The organism is Streptomyces lomondensis (assembly GCF_014651035.1).
In the GTDB taxonomy this organism is placed as follows: domain Bacteria; phylum Actinomycetota; class Actinomycetes; order Streptomycetales; family Streptomycetaceae; genus Streptomyces; species Streptomyces lomondensis.
Map to the genome: position 1 here is coordinate 145339 of NZ_BMWC01000005.1, position 16686 is coordinate 162024.

Consider the following 16686-nt stretch of genomic DNA (forward strand, 5'->3'; position numbering starts at 1 on the left):
TCACTCACCCGCCGGGGCCGTGTCGGCGACCGGGATGCCGAAGTCGGGGGTGCCGTCGGGCTTCCAGCCGAGCTTCTGCACGCGGGTGTGGCGGTTGGGGTCGTTCAGCGGGTCGCCGTTGATCTCCTTGTACTGGCGGGCGTGGTAGACGAGGACGTCGGTGCGGCCGTCCTCGGCGACCGTGAAGCAGTTGTGGCCGGGGCCGTACTGCTTGGTGGTGTCGTTGCTGGTGAAGACCGGGGTCGGCGACTTGGTCCAGCTCATGGGGTCCAGGAGGTGGCTGTCGGCGTCGGCGGTCAGCAGGCCCATGCAGTAGTTGTGGTCGGTGGCGCTCGCCGAGTACGTCATGAACAGGCGGCCGTTGCGCTTGAGGACGTACGGGCCCTCGTTGACCTTGAAGCCGATGCACTCCCAGTCGTACTCCGGGGTGGAGAGCCGCACCTGCGGGCCCTTGAGGGTCCACGGGTTCGCCATCTCGGACAGGAAGATGCCGGTGTTGTTGTCCATGCCGGGCTCGTGCTGCGCCCAGGCGAGGTAGCGCTTGCCGCGGTGGGTGAAGGTGGTGGCGTCCAGGGAGAAGGTCTCCCAGGCCGTCTTCACCTGGCCCCGCTCCACCCAGGCGCCCTTGAAGGGGTCGGGGTGGGCGTTCTCCAGCACCCATATGCGGATCGCCCACACGTCCTCGGCGGGCGCCGAGGCGAAGTAGATGTACCACTTGCCGCCGATGCGGTGCAGTTCGGGCGCCCAGATGTGCGCGCCCATGGGGCCGGTCGGGTGGGCGCGCCAGATGACCGACTCCGCTGCCGTCCCCAGGCCGTTCAGGGTGCGGGAGCGGCGCAGGATGATGCGGTCGTACTCGGGGGCGGTGGCGGTGAAGTAGTAGAAGCCGTCCTTGTGCCGGTGGATGTGCGGGTCGGCCCGGTTGCGGACGAGCGGGTTCACGAAGGGCGCCGGCTTCGGCCGCCCGGCCTGGGCGGCCGCGTGGGCGGTGCCGGAGACGGCGGGGACGGCGGCCAGGGCGCCGGCGGCTGCGGCGCCCATCAGCAGCGTTCTGCGGCTGGGGGGTTCGGGCAGAGCGTGGTCGCGGTCGCGGCTCATGCGGAGGGGCCTGCCTCTCACTGGGGGACACACGGCGTTGTCTGATGCGTCGTCTGACATTTCGAACACCATCTGTCATTACGAACGCCGAAAAGGTAAGGGGGTGACACGAGGAGGTCAACGGGTCTGACGGGACGAACCCGGCCCGGCCCCGGCGGCGGGCTCGCCTGGCATGCCTGTCTCTGGCGCGTTCGCTTCACCTGCGTGCGAACGGTCGTGCAGCGATACGGCGAGAATGCTCCTCATGCAGAACAACGACGAGGACACAGAGCCAGTGGACGAGACGCGATTGTCCGACGAGGAGGCTGAGGAGCTCTCCAAGCTGGTGAGTGACCTGACGGGACTGATGGTCTCGGTGAAGGTCGAGGCGGAAACCCCCGTAGCGGGGGCGGCCGTCCGGTTCGCTGAGCGGATTCGCGCAGAACTCGAGCAACCGGACTGCCGCATCCAGGAAGACAGCGACGGTGCAGACGCGGTGTTGGGACCGATCAGCGGGGACGCCGACGACCCCGGGCCCGCGTTGAGAGCCGCGATGACCGCTCTCGGTGGCAACTGGGGGGATGTCACCGTCACGACGAACATCGCGGGACCTGTGCACTACGTCGTCCGCGCCGCCGAACAGAGCCCGGACAAGGCCGGTGCCACACGGATCCATCTATGGGCGGCAAGCGCATGGGCACTCGTCCGCTACGCCGAAGAACACTCGTAAGCTCCTGCGCGCCGTGCCCTCACAGGCAGCACGCTGACCAGCGGCGGGCCCGGTCCACCTTCGGTGGCATACGGTCCAGGTTCACCGTCACAGGACAGCGGGCGCCCTCGCGGCGGTCGCGTCCCTGGTCACCGCTCACCCGGCGGTGGCCGCCGGACCCCGGGACGTCACGGCCGACGTGCTCGCCGGCCGGGACGTGACCCTCCGCGGCGACACGGTCGTCACCGTGCCGCCCGGGACGACGACGTACGACGGCGTGTTCCGGGGGCGAGGGCACGCTCCCCGTGCGCGGCACGGGGACCCTGGTCCTCACCGGGACCTGCCGGGCACCCACTCCTTCTCCGGTGTCATCGACAACGGCACCCAGCTGAACGCCGGCCGCCCGGAGTACGCGACGTCACTGCCCCGGGTCCGCAAGGTCCTCAACCAGGGCACCTGGACCGTCGACACCCCGCTGGGGCAGACCGTCACCCTGGGCATGGACTTCTACCAGCGCGAGTACGGCAGCGACATCAACTTCGACTACAACGGCCCGGTGACCCTGGGCGCCTCCATCGGCGGCGGCCGGTTCCACGACACGCTGTCGGCCCCCGGCGCCGGCGACGTCGTCATCGCCGGGACCCCCGGCAACGACGTGACCTTCGCGGCCGTCCAGTAGTACGACGGCTCGACGACGGTCGAGAAGGGCGCGGTGCTGCGGCTGGGCAGCGGGCGGCGGGGCGGGGACGGCGGGCTGTACACCGAAGGCCCCCACTACAAGGTCCTCAACAACGGGTCCCTGGTGCTGCGCAACACCGGCCGGCCCCTCACCCGGCAGGATCTCGGGAACCTTCGAGGGGCTGAGGCAGGGCGCCTTTCTGCGGCTCGGCGACACCACCTACCGCATCGACTACCGGGCGGGAGACGGCAACGACGTCGCCCTGACCGCCGAAACCGCCCCGAGCGCCTCCCCCACGGCGCCCGAGGCGTCCGCGTCCGGCGCCGTGGCGCCCCGGAGCGCCGGCGCGTCGGAGGACGTCGGCTTCGGCTGGTGGCCGTACGCCCTCGGGCTCGCCCTCGTCGTCAGCCTCGCCATACGGGTGGCGACGCGACGCGGCCGGGGCCACCGACCCGGCGGCCGGCACGCCGCGCGGCGCTGACGGCCCCGGGCGCTTCAGCCGGCCAGTCCGGCGGATGCCCTACGCGGCTCTACGCGGCAGGCCCGGTAACCGGCTGCCGGTGCCGGGCCGGTTCGTCGTGGTCGTCGGAGCCCGGCAGCGGCGAGCGGCTCACCCGGATCTTCGACTGGCCGTGGGGGCGCTGCTCCCAGTCGTCCATGAAGCGCGCGTGCAGGCCGTGCTTGCGTGCCAGGGACAGCAGGGTCTCGGTGCGGTAGTAGAAGTCCTCGCCCAGCACCTGGTGTTCGGTGCCTTCGGTCCGGTCGAAGGTGAAGTCGAAGAAGCCGGTGTCGGTCAGTACGCGGCCGACGTGGGCGAGGCACTCCTCGATCACCTCTCGCGGCGAGTGGGAGAAGACGCTGTGCGCGTGCACGACGTCGAAGTGGTCGCCGGGGAGGAAGTCCAGGGTGAGGTCGCCGGTGAGGGTCAGGTGCGGCAGCTTGTCCTGGATCCCGCGCTCGACGAGCGTCTTCTTGGCGGCGATCAGGATGTCCGGCGAGATGTCGATGCCGTAGTAGTGGCCGGTGTCGAGGTAGTCGATGAAGCGCCAGCCGCCGCGCAGGTTGCCGCAGCCGATGTCGAGCATCCGGTGCTCGGGGCGCAGCCCGTGCTCGACGAGGTAGTCGAACTGCATCTGCCCGAGGGCCAGCCAGCGCTCGTGGGTCTGGCTGCCGACCGCGGCCTCGGGGTTGCGGCGGGTGTCGGAGGCCATCACCGCGCGGTAGTAGCCGACGTGGTCGGGGTGCTTGAGCCTCAGCCAGGTGTCCCGGGCGGCACGGCGGAGATACGGGGCGACGCGGCCGGGGTGGGTCAGGGCGTAGCCGACCTTGTGGGTGACGGTGGAGCGGTTGCGCTTCAGCGCCTTAGGGGACTTCGGGGACTTCATGTCCTGGGCCATGGCGGTGACCTCCGTGCGCGGGGCGCCCACCATGCGGGGAGCGCCCCTGACGAGAGTGGAATGGGTACGGGTGTTACGGAACCCCCCTGCGGCACCGCTCCCCCCTCCGCATACCGGCACAATCGGCCGGTTCCGGGCGGGCCGCAGGTCAATGTAACGGGCCGTCGCACACGCCGTACGCCACCACGCGCACGGTGGCCGGCCCGCAGCCGGCGCCCGGCTTCGGAATCACTCGGGGCCGCGGGTCCGGCACGCACCGGCGGCGCACAGCCGCCGATCACCGGCTCCCCCGCTCGAACGGACTCGCACGGGAGTAGCCCCGTCACGCCCGCTTGACGCCGGGCCTAGGCAGCCGCCTCCCGCCGCCCCCGCAGCCACACGTACACCGGGATCCCGGCGAACAGGAACAGCACGCCCTGGTAGACGGCCGCGTATCCGGCGCCCGCGATCAGCCAGAAGGAGAAGCCGAAGGAGAGGACGGCGACGGTCAGGTCGCGCACGAGACGTGCGGGGCGGATGCCGTCGCGGGTGCCGCGGGCCAGCCAGTACAGCTGGGCCGCCGCCGACAGCAGATACGGCACGCAGCCGGTGAAGGTGGTGATCAGGACGAGGACGCGGAAGGTGGTGTCCGGGCCTGCCGTGTAGTTGAGGGCGATGAGGAGCGTGCCGAGGACCACGCAGGCCCACACGCCGAAGCCGGGGACGCCGCCCTTGCCGACGCGGGCGAAGGGCGCGGGGAAGAGGCCGTCGCGGGCGGCGGCGTACGGCATCTGCGCGGCCATGAGGATCCAGCCGTTGAGGCAGCCGGTGATCGAGGCGACGGCGACCAGGGCGATGGCGGTGCCGCCCCAGCCGCCGCCGGTGATCGCGTTCACCGCGTCGGCGAACGGGGCGCCGGAGCCGACGAGTTCGCGGTGCGGGACGAGGCCGAAGACGGCGACCGTGCCGAGGACGTAGACCAGGGCCGAGGCGAGGGTGCCGAGGACGCTCGCCCGGCCGACCGTGCGCTCCGGGTCGCGGACCTCGCCCGCGCTGACCGCAGCCGACTCCACCCCGAGGAAGCTGTACAGCAGCAGCGCGGCGGAGGCGGCCAGCGCGCCGGAGACGCTCTGCCCGGAGGCGTTGAACGGGCCGAAGTTGTCCGCGTCGACGAAGAACAGGCCGACGGTGGCGAGCAGGAGCAGCGGCACGAACTTCAGGACCGTGGAGACGACCTGCACCGCGCCGACCCACCGCGTGCCCGCGAAGTTCGCCGCGGCGGGCAGCCAGAGGGCGGCCAGGGCGACGGCGGCCTGGAGGGTGCGGTCGCCGTGCAGGGGTATGAGGACGTCGACGTAGCCGACGACCGCGACGGCCAGGGCGGCGATGCTGACCCAGCACATCGTCCAGTACGACCAGGCCGACAGGAACCCGGCGAACTCGCCGAAGGCGTCCCGCGGATAGACGTACAGCCCGCCGGTGACCGGGCTGCGCCGGGCCAGCCTGCCGAAGAGCAGCGCGAGCAGCATGGCTCCGACGGAGAGCACGAGGAAGGCGAGCAGGCTGACCGTGCCGTAGGGGGCGACGGTGGCGGGCAGGGCGAAGATGCCGCCGCCGATGATGTTGCCCATGACGAGGGCGGTGGCGGCGGCGAGGCCGAAGGTGCGGCGGGGCGCGGGCGCCGCGGCCGTGGGGGCGGCCGGCTCGGCGGGTTCGGCGGCCTCGGCGGGGCTGGGGACGGTCATGGGTGTTCCTGTACGGGAGGGAGGGGGGAGGGGCGTGATCGTAACCCGCGATCCCACATGCTGGGCAACCTGTTCATGTACTGGACACACTCGGCTGGGGTCCGCCGTCGGATCTCGACTACCGTCACCGGTATGACGAGCACCCTCACCCTCGCCGAAGCCCTCGCCGCCGGGACGGTCGTCCTGGACGGCGGCATGTCCAACCAGCTCGAGTCGGCCGGGCACGACCTGAGCGACGAGCTGTGGTCGGCGCGGCTGCTCGCCGAACGGCCGGAGGCGGTCACCGAGGCGCACCTCGCCTACTTCCGGGCGGGCGCGGACGTGGCGATCACGTCCAGCTACCAGGCCACGTTCGAGGGCTTCGCGAAGCGCGGGATCGACCACGACCGGGCGGCGGAACTCATGGCGCTCAGCGTGGAGCTGGCCCGGGAGGCGGCCCGCCGCGCCCGCGTCTCGCGGCCCCTGTGGGTGGCGGCCTCGGCCGGCCCGTACGGGGCGATGCTCGCGGACGGCTCGGAGTACCGGGGCCGCTACGGGCTGACGGTGGACGAGCTGGAGCGTTTCCACCGGCCCCGCCTGGAGGTGCTGGCCTCGGCCCGCCCCGACGTGCTCGCCCTGGAGACGGTCCCCGACGCCGACGAGGCCGCGGCCCTGCTGCGGGCGGTACGCGGGCTCGGCGTGCCGGCCTGGCTGACGTACTCCGTCGCGGGCGGCCGCACCCGGGCCGGGCAGCCGCTGGAGGAGGCCTTCGCCCTGGCCGCCGACGCCGACGAGGTGATCGCGGTCGGCGTGAACTGCTGCGCGCCCGAGGACGTGGACGCCGCCGCGGCGACCGCGGCCCGGGTCACCGGCAAGCCGGTCGTCGTCTACCCCAACAGCGGCGAGACCTGGGACGCCGGGGCGCGTGCCTGGACCGGCCGCTCCTCCTTCACCGCCGACCAGGTGCAGGGCTGGCGGCAGGCGGGGGCCCGGCTGATCGGCGGCTGCTGCCGGGTGGGGCCGGAGGCGATCTCGGGGATCGCGGGGGCGCTGCAGGCGGCGTAGGGCCGCGTCCGCGCTCTGCCACGAGTCGGCGCACACCCCTCCTCCCCTCCCTCCTCCACTGCTAGCCTCCGTCGTGGGAACCGGTTGCTACGGCGTTGCCGCAGTTCCCGAGGGGGTGGGCGCGGACCGGTGCCCGGGAGAGACGAGGCAGGCATGACGAGGAAGAGCGGGGACGCCGGCCGCAGCACCATCCGGGACGTGGCGGCGCGCGCGGGGGTCTCGGCGTCGACGGTGTCCCGGGTGCTGGGCGGCGTGTACCCGGTGAGCGCGGCGACGCGCGGGCGGGTGATGCGGGCGGTCCGGGAGCTGGACTACGTGGCCGACGCGCGGGCGAAGGCCATCGCGGGCGCCGGCACGCCCACGCTGGCGTTCGTGCTGGAGGACATCACCGGCCCGTCGTTCGCGCACATGGCCCACGGCGTGGAGCGCGAGGCGACCCGGCTCGGCCACCTGTGCCTGGTGTGCAGCACGGAGGGCGACGTCCGGCACGAGCTGGAGTTCGTCGAGATGATGCGCGCCCAGCGGGCAGCCGCCGTGATCCTGGTCGGCGGCACGGCCGACACCCCCGAGTACCGCGAGCGCACCCACCGCATGGCCGACTCCCTCGCCTCGGCCGGTTCCCGCCTGGTCCTGTGCGGCCGGCCGCCGCTGGATCCCGGCGCCCCGGTGACGGTCATCGAGTACGACAACGAGGGCGGCGCCTACACGCTGGTCGCGCACGTCCTCGCCCAGGGCCACCGCCGGGTGCTGTTCCTCGGCGGCCGGGCGGACCACACCACGGCCCTGGGCCGCGAGCGCGGCTACCTCGCGGCCCACCGGGCCCGGGGCCTCACCCCCGACCCGTCGCTCCTCCTGCACGGCGACTTCACACGCGACGCGGGCCACCGCCTGATGCAGCAGGCCCTCAAGGACGGCCTGGAGTTCACGGCGGTGGTGGCCGCCACGGACATGGTCGCGGCGGGCGCCCTCACCGCCCTGCACGAGGCGGGCCTGACGGTGCCGGGCGACGTCTCCCTCGCCGGCTACGACGACATCCCCTTCGCCCGCGACCTGCACCCCGCCCTGACGACGGTCCACGTCCCCTACGAGGAGCTGGGCCGCCTGGCCGTCCGCACGGCCCTCGAACGCACCCCGGGCGCCCCGGACGAGCACCTGCTGCTGGGCACGCACGTGGTGGTACGGGACTCGGTGGCGGCGCCCTCTTCGCCGCGCTAGTCGTTTCGGAAAACGGGGTGCCGAGGCGGGCGGTGTCGGCCCAGGATGGCGATCATGACTGCCACGACGGACAGGAACGGCCCACAGGGCGCGGACGGCACGGCCGGGCGCCCGCTCGCCCTGGTCACGGGGGCCGGACGGACGGCGGGCATCGCCGCGTCCGTGGTCCTGGACCTGGCCCGGGCAGGCTGGGACGTGGCGTTCACGTACTGGACCCCTTACGACGCCCGGATGCGGTGGGGCTCGCAGCCCGGGGCGCCCGAGGAACTGCGGAGGAAGGCGGCGTCGCTCGGCGCGAGCACCCTCGCGGTCGAGGCGGACCTGAGCGATCCGGCGGTGCCGGCCGGCCTGTTCGACCGGGTCGAGGGCGAACTGGGCCCTGTGACCGCGCTGGTGCTGTGCCACTGCGAGTCGGTCGACTCCGGGCTGCTGGACACCACCGTGGAGAGCTTCGACCTGCACTTCGCGGTCAACGCGCGGGCGACGTGGCTGCTGATCCGGGAGTACGGGCTGCGGTTCCAGGGGCGGCACGGCAGCGGGCGGATCGTCAGCCTGACCAGTGACCACACCGCCGGCAACCTGCCCTACGGCGCGAGCAAGGGCGCGATGGACCGGATCACGCTGGCCGCCGCCCGGGAGCTCGCTCACCTCGGGGTGACCTGCAACGCGATCAATCCCGGGCCGACCGACACGGGGTGGATGACAGAGGAACAGAAGACGGACATCGCCCGCTACACGCCCCTGGGCCGCCTCGGCACGCCCCAGGACTGCGCGCACCTCGTGACGTTCCTCTGCTCGCCGGAAGGCGGCTGGATCAACGGCCAGCTGCTCCAGAGCAACGGAGGGCTGGGCTGAGCCCGAGGGCCCCGGCGAACGGTCAGTGGCGGCGCAGCGCGCCGGAGCGGCGGAGTCGTCGTACGGCCGAGCGGAGTTCCGTGCCGCGTGGGAGCGCGCCGTCGGCGGAGGGCACTACGGACGGGGGTTCCGGAGGTGTGGCGGCGTCGGTCGCCCAGAGGGCGAGTTCGCGGTCCCGGGGGCCGTACGCGGTGTAGGCGAGGCCGTCCGGCGCGTCCGGGGCGCGGTCTCCGAACACCCGCACCGGGTGCCCCGCGTCCCAGCGTTCCCAGCCCGGGTCGCCGTCCGCCGCGAAGCGCACCCACGCCGCGTGCATCGCGTCCGCCAGCTCCTGCGGCGCGCCCTCCCCGGCGAGCTTCCGGGACTCCGGGACGTCACCGGTGTCGAAGACGAAGCCGAGCTCCAGGGCGTGGCAGGCGCCGAGGCCGGGCAGGTTAGAGGGCCAGGCGAACTCGTAGACGTACGACGGTTCGGTACGGGCGTCGGCCAGGTGGTGCAGGGGGATGCGCAGGAGGTGGTCGGTGACGAGCTGGCCGACGATCTCCGCCGGGCCGGCCTCGGGGTGCAGGGCGCGGTAGCCGCGCGGCACCTCGCTGCCGCAGTGGCAGCGGGCCATGGCACCGGCCAGGGCGACGGCTCCCAGGCGGTCCACCCGGTCCACGAGGCCGCCCGGCACCAGCCAGAGCCGGTACTCGTCGCGGGTCCAGCCCATCAGCAGCTCCACGCCCGGGGCGGCGCCCTCGACGAGCGCGTCCAGGGGGTCGCGCGGGACGACGTCGCCGTCGACGACGATGCCGAAGGCGGGGCCGCCGAGCACCGGGCTGCTGAGCCTGCCCACCTCGGCCTGGGTGCGCAGCAGCAGGTCGCGGTCGACGGCGGCGAAGGCCTCGGCGGTGGCGGGGATCTTCAGCCGGGAGGCCATACGGCGCACCATCCGCCGTACCTTGGCCCGCTCGGACGCCTCGGGCGGACCGCTCTGGAGGACCGCCCGGCGGACCAGCCCCTGGGTCTGCGGGGCGGCGATGAGGGCGCCGATGCTGATCGCCCCCGCGGACTGGCCGAAGAGGGTGATGCGGCCGGGGTCGCCGCCGAAGGCCTCGATGGCCTCGTGCACCCAGGTCAGGGCGGCGATCTGGTCGCGCAGGCCCGGGTTCGGGGGCGTGTCCGGGAACAGGCCGTAGCCCTCCACGCCCAGTCGGTAGTTCACCGACACGCAGACCGCGCCGTCCCGGGCGAAGGCATGCCCGTCGTAGACGGGGACGGCTGAGGAACCCCTGGTCAGGGCGCCGCCGTGCAGCCAGACGAGGACGGGGAGGCGGGCCGCGGGGTCCGGGGCGGGGGTCCAGACGTTGAGGTTGAGGCAGTCGTCGCCGGGCACGGCCGGGTCGGACAGGTAGTGGGCGAAGGCGTCGGAGTACGGCGGTTTCGGCGGGGTGGGGCCGAAGGCGCCCGCGTCGCGGACGCCCTCCCAAGGCTTCAGGGGCACGGGCGGGCGGAAGCGGCGGGGGCCGAAGGGAGGCGCCGCGTACGGGATGCCGCGGAAGACCGCCACGCCGCGCTCGTACCGGCCGCGCAGGGCGCCGTAGGGCGTGCTCACCACGGGGTCTGCCTGGACTGTCGTCATCCGTCCACCAGCCTCCTCACCGCGCTCGTGCACCGTGAAGATCAGAGCAACTCATTGTGGCCCGGTATTCCGGTGCACGAGCGGGTGGGAGGGCTGTTCGGCGTACGCGGCTACACGGCGTGGACGGCTACTCGGGGTGGACGGCTACTCGGGGTACACGGTTACTTCGCGTACATCAGCGTGCCGAACCCGAGCTGGTCGAAGCCGCCGCTTGTGGTGCCGTAGTCACCCCCTCCGCCCTCGGGGGCGACGGAGAAGCACATCTGGGCGATGTACCTGTCGTCGAGGAGCAGGCGCCGTCCGTAGTGGTAGTGGAGCATCGCCCACACCGGACGGACCTGGCCGCGGGAGCCGGAGCCGATCACGGTCTGGGACTGCTGGGCGCAGTTCTGGCCGCTGCCCCAGGTGTAGGTGGTGTAGGGGACGTTCATGCCCAGGTTGTACTTGGCGACGTACTGGGCGGCCTTCATGAACCGTCTGCCGTCGTAGGAGTACAGGTCGTCGCCCTGGTTCCAGGCCATCTCGCACAGGGCGCCCATCTGGCCCATGCCCATGACGGTGTGGCCCTGGTCGCGGCCGGACTCCTGCCACTGGCCGAGGTCGTAGCCCTCGACGCCCGGGTACAGGAACGGCACCGCCCGCTGGATCTGGCCGTTGCCGCCGCCGCTCTTGAAGTAGTTGACGGCCTGGTCGTACTTGGCGCCGTCGTCGCACAGGATCCCGATGGCCATGATCGAGGCCATGTTGCACAGGTCCCAGTTGGCCCAGTAGTTGGTGATGCAGGCGTCGTTGTGCTCCCGGAGGAACCGGTCGTTGAGCGGGTAGAAGACGTTGAGCATCATCGTCTTGAACCGGTTGAGGTCGAACCCGGCGTAGCCGCGCATGAGCTCGGCGGCGTTCGCGAACTGCCAGCCGTAGAGGCCGGCGGCCAGGTACCGGTCGGCGTTTCCGGTGATCTCGGTGAGCGTGGACGACCAGGCGTTGAGGATGCGCACGGCGCAGTCGGCGTTCGCGGCGGTGCCGCCGACGTGCCAGCGCAGCGCGTTCTGGTAGGCGGCGTGGATGTCGTTGTAGAGCTGGGGGTAGTTCTGGCCGTCGCCGCCGCGGATGATCGTGGCCGTGGGGCGGGGCGTCCAGGTCGACTGGGAGTGGGAGTTGGCGACCAGCCGGTTCCAGCCGGACAGCCAGGGGTCGTCGCCCGCGGCGACCCTGACCTTGGCGCGGTTGATGTCGCCCCAGTTGTGGAGCATGCCGGGGTGAGTGAAGGTCGCCGGGGCCGCGTCCGCCGTGGTGGCGGTGGCGGTGGCGCCGAGGGCGAGGGCCGCGGTGAGGCCGCCGACGGTCTTGAGCAGACCGCGGCGGCTCACCTGGCCGCCCTCGTGGTGCGTGTGGGGGGAAGTGCGGCTCATGTGTGCTTCTCCGATCCGTGAAGTGCTACATGGGGGTGATGCTCACCTCGTCGAACTCGGTGGTGCTGTGGGCCAGGGGGCTGCGGGAGCAGACCACGAGGCCCACGTGGTAGGGGGCGTCACCGAAGCCGGGGATGTCTCCCTCGGCGAGGGGGGTCCAGGTGGCGCCGTCGTCGGTCGAGGCGGAAGCGGTGAAGTGCGTCCCGGTGCGCTTCAGCCGCAGCAGGCAGCCGGCGGTGACCGCCGCGTTGCCCGTGAACGTGGACCGTCCGGCGACGGTCGGGCGCAGCATCAGCTGGGCGCTGGTGCCGCCGGTGACGATCGCCCCGGCCGCCTGGTCGAACGGCGACAGGGACTTGGCCATGAGCAGGCCGACCCGGTCGCCGGTGGCTCCGGCGCGGGAGACCAGGCGGGCGGTGACCTCGCAGTCGCCGCTGACGGGCCGTCGTACGAACTGGCCCGTCATGCCCTGGTTGTTGGCGTTGAGCTCGTACCCGGCGCCCCGCACCACGAAGGTCCCGTCCTCGTGGGCGGTGCTGCCGGGGGTGCGGACGGCGACGACGCCGAGGGTGCCGTAGGCGCGGTCGTCGAGGACGACGTCGCCGAGGTCGCCGTAGGTCCAGGGCGCGGGCGGCGGGGTGCCGACCGTGAGGGTCAGCGTGCCGGTGGCGTCCCCGGCGGCGTTGCCCGCGCTGGTGGTGACCTTGAACTCGCCCGTCTGTGTGGGCGTTCCGGAGATCAGGCCGGTGCGCCTGTCGACGCGCAGGCCGTCGGGTAGCCCGTCCGCGGTGAAGCGTACGGGTTCGTGCGTGGCGCGCAGGATGTGCTTGAAGGGCACGCCCTTGTTGGCGAACGCGGCGGTGGCAGAGGTGAGTTGGGGTGTCGACGGCATCGGCATCGTCGACGCAGCGGACGGCGACAGGGGGCCGCGTCCGGCGCTGTTGGTCTTGGCGACCGCGTAGTGGTACGTGGTGCCGGGGGTGCCGGTGGCGTCGGCGTACCGGATGCGGGTGCCGAAGCCGACCGGGCCGATGCCGGTGGCGATGGTCTCGTACGGGCCGTCGGGCGCGGTGGAGCGCAGCACCTTGTAGCGGGCCGCGAGGTCCGGGTCGGTCCAGGCCAGTTCGACGGCGTCCGCGCCCGCGGTGGCCCGCAGGTCACCGGCCGCGCGGGCGGGGCGCGGCACCGACCAGACCTCGCCGGCGGTCCGGGAGACCACGCTGACGTTGTCGAAGGCGCCCGTGCCGGTCTCGGCGTACTCCTCGTCGACGCCGAGGCAGGAGGTGAGGGTGAGACCGACGTACGCGGTGGCGCCGAGGTCGACGTCGGTGGAGCCGACCTCGGTCCAGCGGATGCCGTCCGGGGAGATGGCGCCGGTGCAGCGGTCGCCCCGGCGGGTCACGCGCACCCAGTACGGCATGCGCAGCCGGTAGCCGTCGCCCGCGCCCTCGACGTACGGGGCCGTCAGCGGGGTCGCCGACTCGGGCAGCGCGCCCAGGGAGGAGATCGGGAAGGCGGCGCTGGTGGTGATCGCCTGCTGCTGGGAGGGCGGCACGGGCGTGCTGCCGGTCCCCTTGACGGGCTCCCCCGCCCTGGCCCGTACGGACCACACTCCGCTCCAGGTGTGCAGGGGCAGGCCCTGGATCAGCATGGCGGCGTGGGGGGCGTCCGCGTCCAGGCCGGCCCGTACGGTGACGCCGATCTTCGAGTACTGGGAGCTAAGCGGGTAGACGATCCGCGCGGTGATCGTGCCGTCGCCGCGCAGCGGCAGGTAGGCCAGGCGGTGCGTGTCGGCGGTGCCGGACGCCTCCAGCAGGAACCGCTCGCCGTCGAAGACGGCCGAGCCGGGGATCTTCACGTCCCCGACGTCCCGTGTCGCCCAGGGGTCGGGCAGGCCGGGGACCGTCGCCGCCCAGAGTGAACGGGCGCTGGTGCCCTGGGAGTTGGTGGCGGTGACCTGGTAGTACGACGCCTTGCCCGGGCGGGCGTCGCGGTCGGTGTACGTCGGCTCGTCGAGACCGGTCGCGATCTCCTCGTACGGTCCGTCGGCGGTGGTGGCCCGCAGGACGGTGTACGACTCGGCCCACGCCGACGGCAGCCAGGCCACGGTGACGGACTTGTCGCCGCCGACCGCCGTGACACCGGCCGGGGCCGTGGGCACGGCCGGGGCGGGGGCCTTCGTGCCGGCGAAGGTGAGGGTGCCCCAGCTGGGCAGGTCGTCGTTGCTGCCCTCGACGACCCGGGCGCCGCCGGTGCCGCGGAAGACGGCCGCCCTGGTGTAGGGCGTGTCGAAGCCCCGGACGCCGGCGTAGTGCGCGTACGCCATCTCGTAGATGGGCGGAAGGTTTCCGCGGCCGACCGCCGACACGGTCTTCTTGATGTACTTGCCGGTGCGGTCGAGGTCGGGGACGAAGGGGACGTCGCCGCCGAGGTTGTACCGGGCGGCGTACTCGACGTTCTTCAGCAGCCGGTCGCCGTCGAAGGCGTACAGGTCGACGCCCTGGTTCCAGGCGACCTGCGCGGCGTCGGCGAGCAGACCGACGGCGAGCTGCTCGTGGCCCTGGTCGCGGCCCGACTCCTGGCCTTGGCCGGCGTCGGTGACGATGCGGTTCCGGACACTGCCGTTGCCCGCGCCCGCGGCGGCGAAGCGGAGCGCGTCCTCGAAGAGGGTGGGCTCCTCGCAGAACACGCCGATGGCCAGGATCGACTGGACGGCCGTCAGGTCCCAGTTGCCGTTGGCGTAGAGCATGTAGCCGGAGATCGCCGGATACCAGACGCGCAGGAACGACTCCTCGCAGCGGGCGATGTCCTCCTTCGCCCAGCCGTCGTAGCCGCTGTGCCGGAGCAGTTCGGCCGCGTTGACGAACTTGAAGACCTGGAGCCCGGCGCCCAGCGGCCCGTCCGCGCCGGTGACGGCCTTCAGTGACGCCGACCAGGCGTTGAGGATGTCGCGGGACTTGTCGGCGTACGCCCGGTCGCCCGTGACGCACCACATCAGCGCCGTCTGGTACGCGGCGGCCGAGTCGGCGACGGCCTGGCTCTGGAAGTTGGTGGGGCCGCGGCCCCAGGAGGTGATCTGGCCGGTGTTCTGCACGGCGTACGTCGCCTTCGAGCGCGCGTGGGCGGCGAGGGCGAGGAAACCGTCGTGGATCGGGGACTCCTTCGCGGCGACCGCGGCCTTCATGCGGGCCAGGTCGTCGGCGCTGTGCAGCAGCCCGGGGTGAGTGAAGGCGCGCGCGCCGGTGCTGTCCTGGGCGGCGGCCCGGGCGGTGCCGGACGCGAGCAGTCCGCTCGCGCCCGACACCAGCAGCAGGGCGGCCGCGCCGCCGAGGAAGCCCCGGCGGCTCGGTGCGGGAATCGTTCTCATGGGCGTTGCTCTCACGGGGTCGGCGCTCATGACGCGGCGGCCGCCGCGGCCTCGGCGGTGGTGAGGAACTTGAGGTTCGTCACGTGCTCGTTGACGAACATGGGCACGCCGTCCGAGGCCAGGTACCACCTCGGCTTGCCCGTGCTGTCCGCGATCACCCTGCCGTTGACGCGGAGGTTCTCGAAGGTGACGTCCTTGACAACGTGCTCCTTGTCGAGGCCGACGATCATCGAGAGGTCGGCGTTCTTGCCGTTGTAGCTGAGGTCCTTGATGTAGACGTTCTCGATGCCGCGGCCGGCCGAGGTGTTGTACTTCGGGTTGTACTCGACCCGCATGTGGATGAGCTGGCCCCAGCGGAAGTCCTCCACCCGGATGTTGTCGAACTTGACGTCCCGGACGAGGTTGCTGTCGCCGACCATGAAGGCGATGGCACCCTGGTAGGTCACCTGCGGCTCGCGGTGGTCGAGGATGTCGATGTTCTCGTAGCGCAGGTTCTCCAGCATCTCCGGGTTCTCGGAGTTGCCGTGCACGCCGATGTTGATCGGGTGGGCGACGTCGGCCCAGAGGGAGCAGTTCCTGACGGTGATGTTGCGGGTGTCGCCGTAGAAGTCCCAGCGGTGGGTGTAGAGGGCGACGCAGTCGTCGGAGGTGCGCAGGAAGCAGCCGTCGATCGTGACGTTCTCGGAGCAGTAGAGCTGGATGCCGTCACCCCAGCCCTGGTGGCTGAAGGCGCGCAGATTCCTGATGGTGAGGTTCCTGGACTCGGCGACCCTGACGTTCTCGTACCGGGGGTTGAGGATCGTGATGCCGTCGATCGTGACGTTCTCGCACTTGCGGATGAACATCGCGCCCGACGTGGAGTTGTAGAGCACTCCGCGGCCGATGATCCGGGAGTTCTCCACCCCCTCGATGTTCACGTGCGCCTGGACGACCGCACCGGGGGCCAGGTAGACGGTGGTGTTGCTGGGCACCTTCAGCACCCCGTCGGTGGGGGTGTGGAAACCGGGCCCGAAGTACATGACCTTCTTGTCGCCCTCGGTGGGCACGTCCTGCTCGATCGGGTTCGCGAACAGGTGCAGGCAGTCGAAGATCTTGTCGTCGATCTGGACGACGAGGTTGCGGGGCCGGTCCAGGGTGAAGCGCGCGGTGCTGCCGAGCACCTCGGGCTTGATGCCGTACGAGTCCGGGCGGATGCGGACCTTCTCGCCGCCGCCCGGGTTGTACGTGACCTCGACCTCGACGGTGCCGGAGAAGTCGAAGGCGGCCCAGGAGGAGTTCTGGGCCCTGTTGCTGCCGGTGACGGGGTCGATCAGGGCGAGCTTGGCCAGGTAGACGTCGAGTCTGTGCCAGCTGCCACCTGCCGGCCGGACCCTGACGGTGAAGGAGTTGTTGACAGGCACCTTCGGAAGCGTCGGGTGGATGACCACGCTGTCGCCGGTGGTGCCGGTTTCATCCGCCGCGGCGGCCTGCGCGGTGCCCGCGATGCTGCCGGCCAAGCCGGCGGCAGCGATGACACCGGCGGCCTGGAGGGTGGTCCGGCGTGACAGGGGCGTGTTCATGCGTACTCCTTGCAAAAGGTTCGGTAA

Annotated in this window: 13 protein-coding genes; 6 read left to right on the forward strand and 7 right to left on the reverse strand. The window is 72.2% G+C overall.

Annotated features, from left to right (window positions below; translation table 11 throughout):
- On the reverse strand, positions 1–1098 hold the full coding sequence (locus IE255_RS19020) for a glycoside hydrolase family 43 protein (RefSeq protein WP_190051511.1): 1098 nt from the start codon (positions 1096–1098) through the stop codon (positions 1–3).
- 244 nt (positions 1099–1342) lie between these two features.
- On the opposite strand from IE255_RS19020, the gene IE255_RS19025 reads away from it, so the two are divergent.
- The 3 genes from IE255_RS19025 (at position 1343) to IE255_RS40580 (ending at position 2946) form a co-directional block, all read left to right on the forward strand.
- Positions 1343–1807 carry a hypothetical protein gene (locus IE255_RS19025; RefSeq protein ID WP_190051512.1) on the forward strand — a complete coding sequence of 155 codons (465 nt, stop codon included), beginning with the start codon at positions 1343–1345 and terminating at the stop codon, positions 1805–1807.
- 145 nt (positions 1808–1952) lie between these two features.
- Positions 1953–2465, forward strand: a complete 513-nt coding sequence (locus tag IE255_RS40575; RefSeq protein ID WP_308280874.1) for a hypothetical protein — start codon at positions 1953–1955, stop codon at positions 2463–2465.
- Positions 2466–2790: 325 nt separating this feature from the next.
- Entirely contained in the window at positions 2791–2946 is a 156-nt protein-coding gene (locus IE255_RS40580) for a hypothetical protein (RefSeq protein WP_308280873.1), read from the forward strand.
- A gap of 49 nt (positions 2947–2995) precedes the next feature.
- Here IE255_RS40580 and IE255_RS19035 read toward each other — a convergent pair whose 3' ends face one another.
- On the reverse strand, positions 2996–3850 hold the full coding sequence (locus IE255_RS19035; RefSeq protein WP_190051835.1) for a class I SAM-dependent methyltransferase: 855 nt from the start codon (positions 3848–3850) through the stop codon (positions 2996–2998).
- A 356-nt stretch (positions 3851–4206) separates the two neighbouring features.
- The gene (locus tag IE255_RS19040; protein WP_190051513.1) at positions 4207–5586 is read right to left on the reverse strand and encodes an amino acid permease; all 1380 of its coding nucleotides are present in this window, start codon (positions 5584–5586) and stop codon (positions 4207–4209) included.
- Between the two features lie 132 nt (positions 5587–5718).
- On the opposite strand from IE255_RS19040, the gene mmuM reads away from it, so the two are divergent.
- The 3 genes from mmuM (at position 5719) to IE255_RS19055 (ending at position 8700) form a co-directional block, all read left to right on the forward strand.
- Complete coding sequence (mmuM, locus tag IE255_RS19045; protein ID WP_190051514.1) at positions 5719–6630, forward strand: homocysteine S-methyltransferase; 912 nt, start codon at positions 5719–5721, stop codon at positions 6628–6630.
- Positions 6631–6783: 153 nt separating this feature from the next.
- Positions 6784–7845, forward strand: coding sequence for a LacI family DNA-binding transcriptional regulator (locus IE255_RS19050; RefSeq protein WP_190051515.1), 1062 nt, complete (start codon positions 6784–6786; stop codon positions 7843–7845).
- A gap of 54 nt (positions 7846–7899) precedes the next feature.
- Positions 7900–8700, forward strand: coding sequence for an SDR family oxidoreductase (locus IE255_RS19055; RefSeq protein WP_190051516.1), 801 nt, complete (start codon positions 7900–7902; stop codon positions 8698–8700).
- A 22-nt stretch (positions 8701–8722) separates the two neighbouring features.
- Here the strand turns inward: IE255_RS19055 and IE255_RS19060 are convergent, their stop codons facing one another.
- From IE255_RS19060 to IE255_RS19075, 4 genes are all read right to left on the reverse strand, one after another.
- Complete coding sequence (locus IE255_RS19060) at positions 8723–10324, reverse strand: carboxylesterase/lipase family protein (RefSeq protein WP_190051517.1); 1602 nt, start codon at positions 10322–10324, stop codon at positions 8723–8725.
- Positions 10325–10485: 161 nt separating this feature from the next.
- On the reverse strand, positions 10486–11733 hold the full coding sequence (locus IE255_RS19065) for an alginate lyase family protein (RefSeq protein ID WP_190051518.1): 1248 nt from the start codon (positions 11731–11733) through the stop codon (positions 10486–10488).
- A 25-nt stretch (positions 11734–11758) separates the two neighbouring features.
- Positions 11759–15100: an alginate lyase family protein gene (locus IE255_RS19070; RefSeq protein WP_190051519.1), complete on the reverse strand. Its 3342-nt coding sequence runs from the start codon at positions 15098–15100 to the stop codon at positions 11759–11761.
- 26 nt (positions 15101–15126) lie between these two features.
- Complete coding sequence (locus tag IE255_RS19075; protein ID WP_190051520.1) at positions 15127–16659, reverse strand: glycosyl hydrolase family 28 protein; 1533 nt, start codon at positions 16657–16659, stop codon at positions 15127–15129.
- Positions 16660–16686: the final 27 nt, after the last annotated feature.

Bases quoted from the DNA above. Each gene is read 5' to 3' on its own strand.
- IE255_RS19020 (WP_190051511.1), bottom strand. From the start codon at position 1,098: ATGAGCCGCGACCGCGACCACGCTCTGCCCGAACCCCCCAGCCGCAGA.
- IE255_RS19025 (WP_190051512.1), top strand. From the start codon at position 1,343: ATGCAGAACAACGACGAGGACACAGAGCCAGTGGACGAGACGCGATTG.
- IE255_RS19035 (WP_190051835.1), bottom strand. From the start codon at position 3,850: ATGAAGTCCCCGAAGTCCCCTAAGGCGCTGAAGCGCAACCGCTCCACC.
- IE255_RS19040 (WP_190051513.1), bottom strand. From the start codon at position 5,586: ATGACCGTCCCCAGCCCCGCCGAGGCCGCCGAACCCGCCGAGCCGGCC.
- mmuM (WP_190051514.1), top strand. From the start codon at position 5,719: ATGACGAGCACCCTCACCCTCGCCGAAGCCCTCGCCGCCGGGACGGTC.
- IE255_RS19050 (WP_190051515.1), top strand. From the start codon at position 6,784: ATGACGAGGAAGAGCGGGGACGCCGGCCGCAGCACCATCCGGGACGTG.
- IE255_RS19055 (WP_190051516.1), top strand. From the start codon at position 7,900: ATGACTGCCACGACGGACAGGAACGGCCCACAGGGCGCGGACGGCACG.
- IE255_RS19060 (WP_190051517.1), bottom strand. From the start codon at position 10,324: ATGACGACAGTCCAGGCAGACCCCGTGGTGAGCACGCCCTACGGCGCC.
- IE255_RS19065 (WP_190051518.1), bottom strand. From the start codon at position 11,733: ATGAGCCGCACTTCCCCCCACACGCACCACGAGGGCGGCCAGGTGAGC.
- IE255_RS19070 (WP_190051519.1), bottom strand. From the start codon at position 15,100: ATGAGAACGATTCCCGCACCGAGCCGCCGGGGCTTCCTCGGCGGCGCG.
- IE255_RS19075 (WP_190051520.1), bottom strand. From the start codon at position 16,659: ATGAACACGCCCCTGTCACGCCGGACCACCCTCCAGGCCGCCGGTGTC.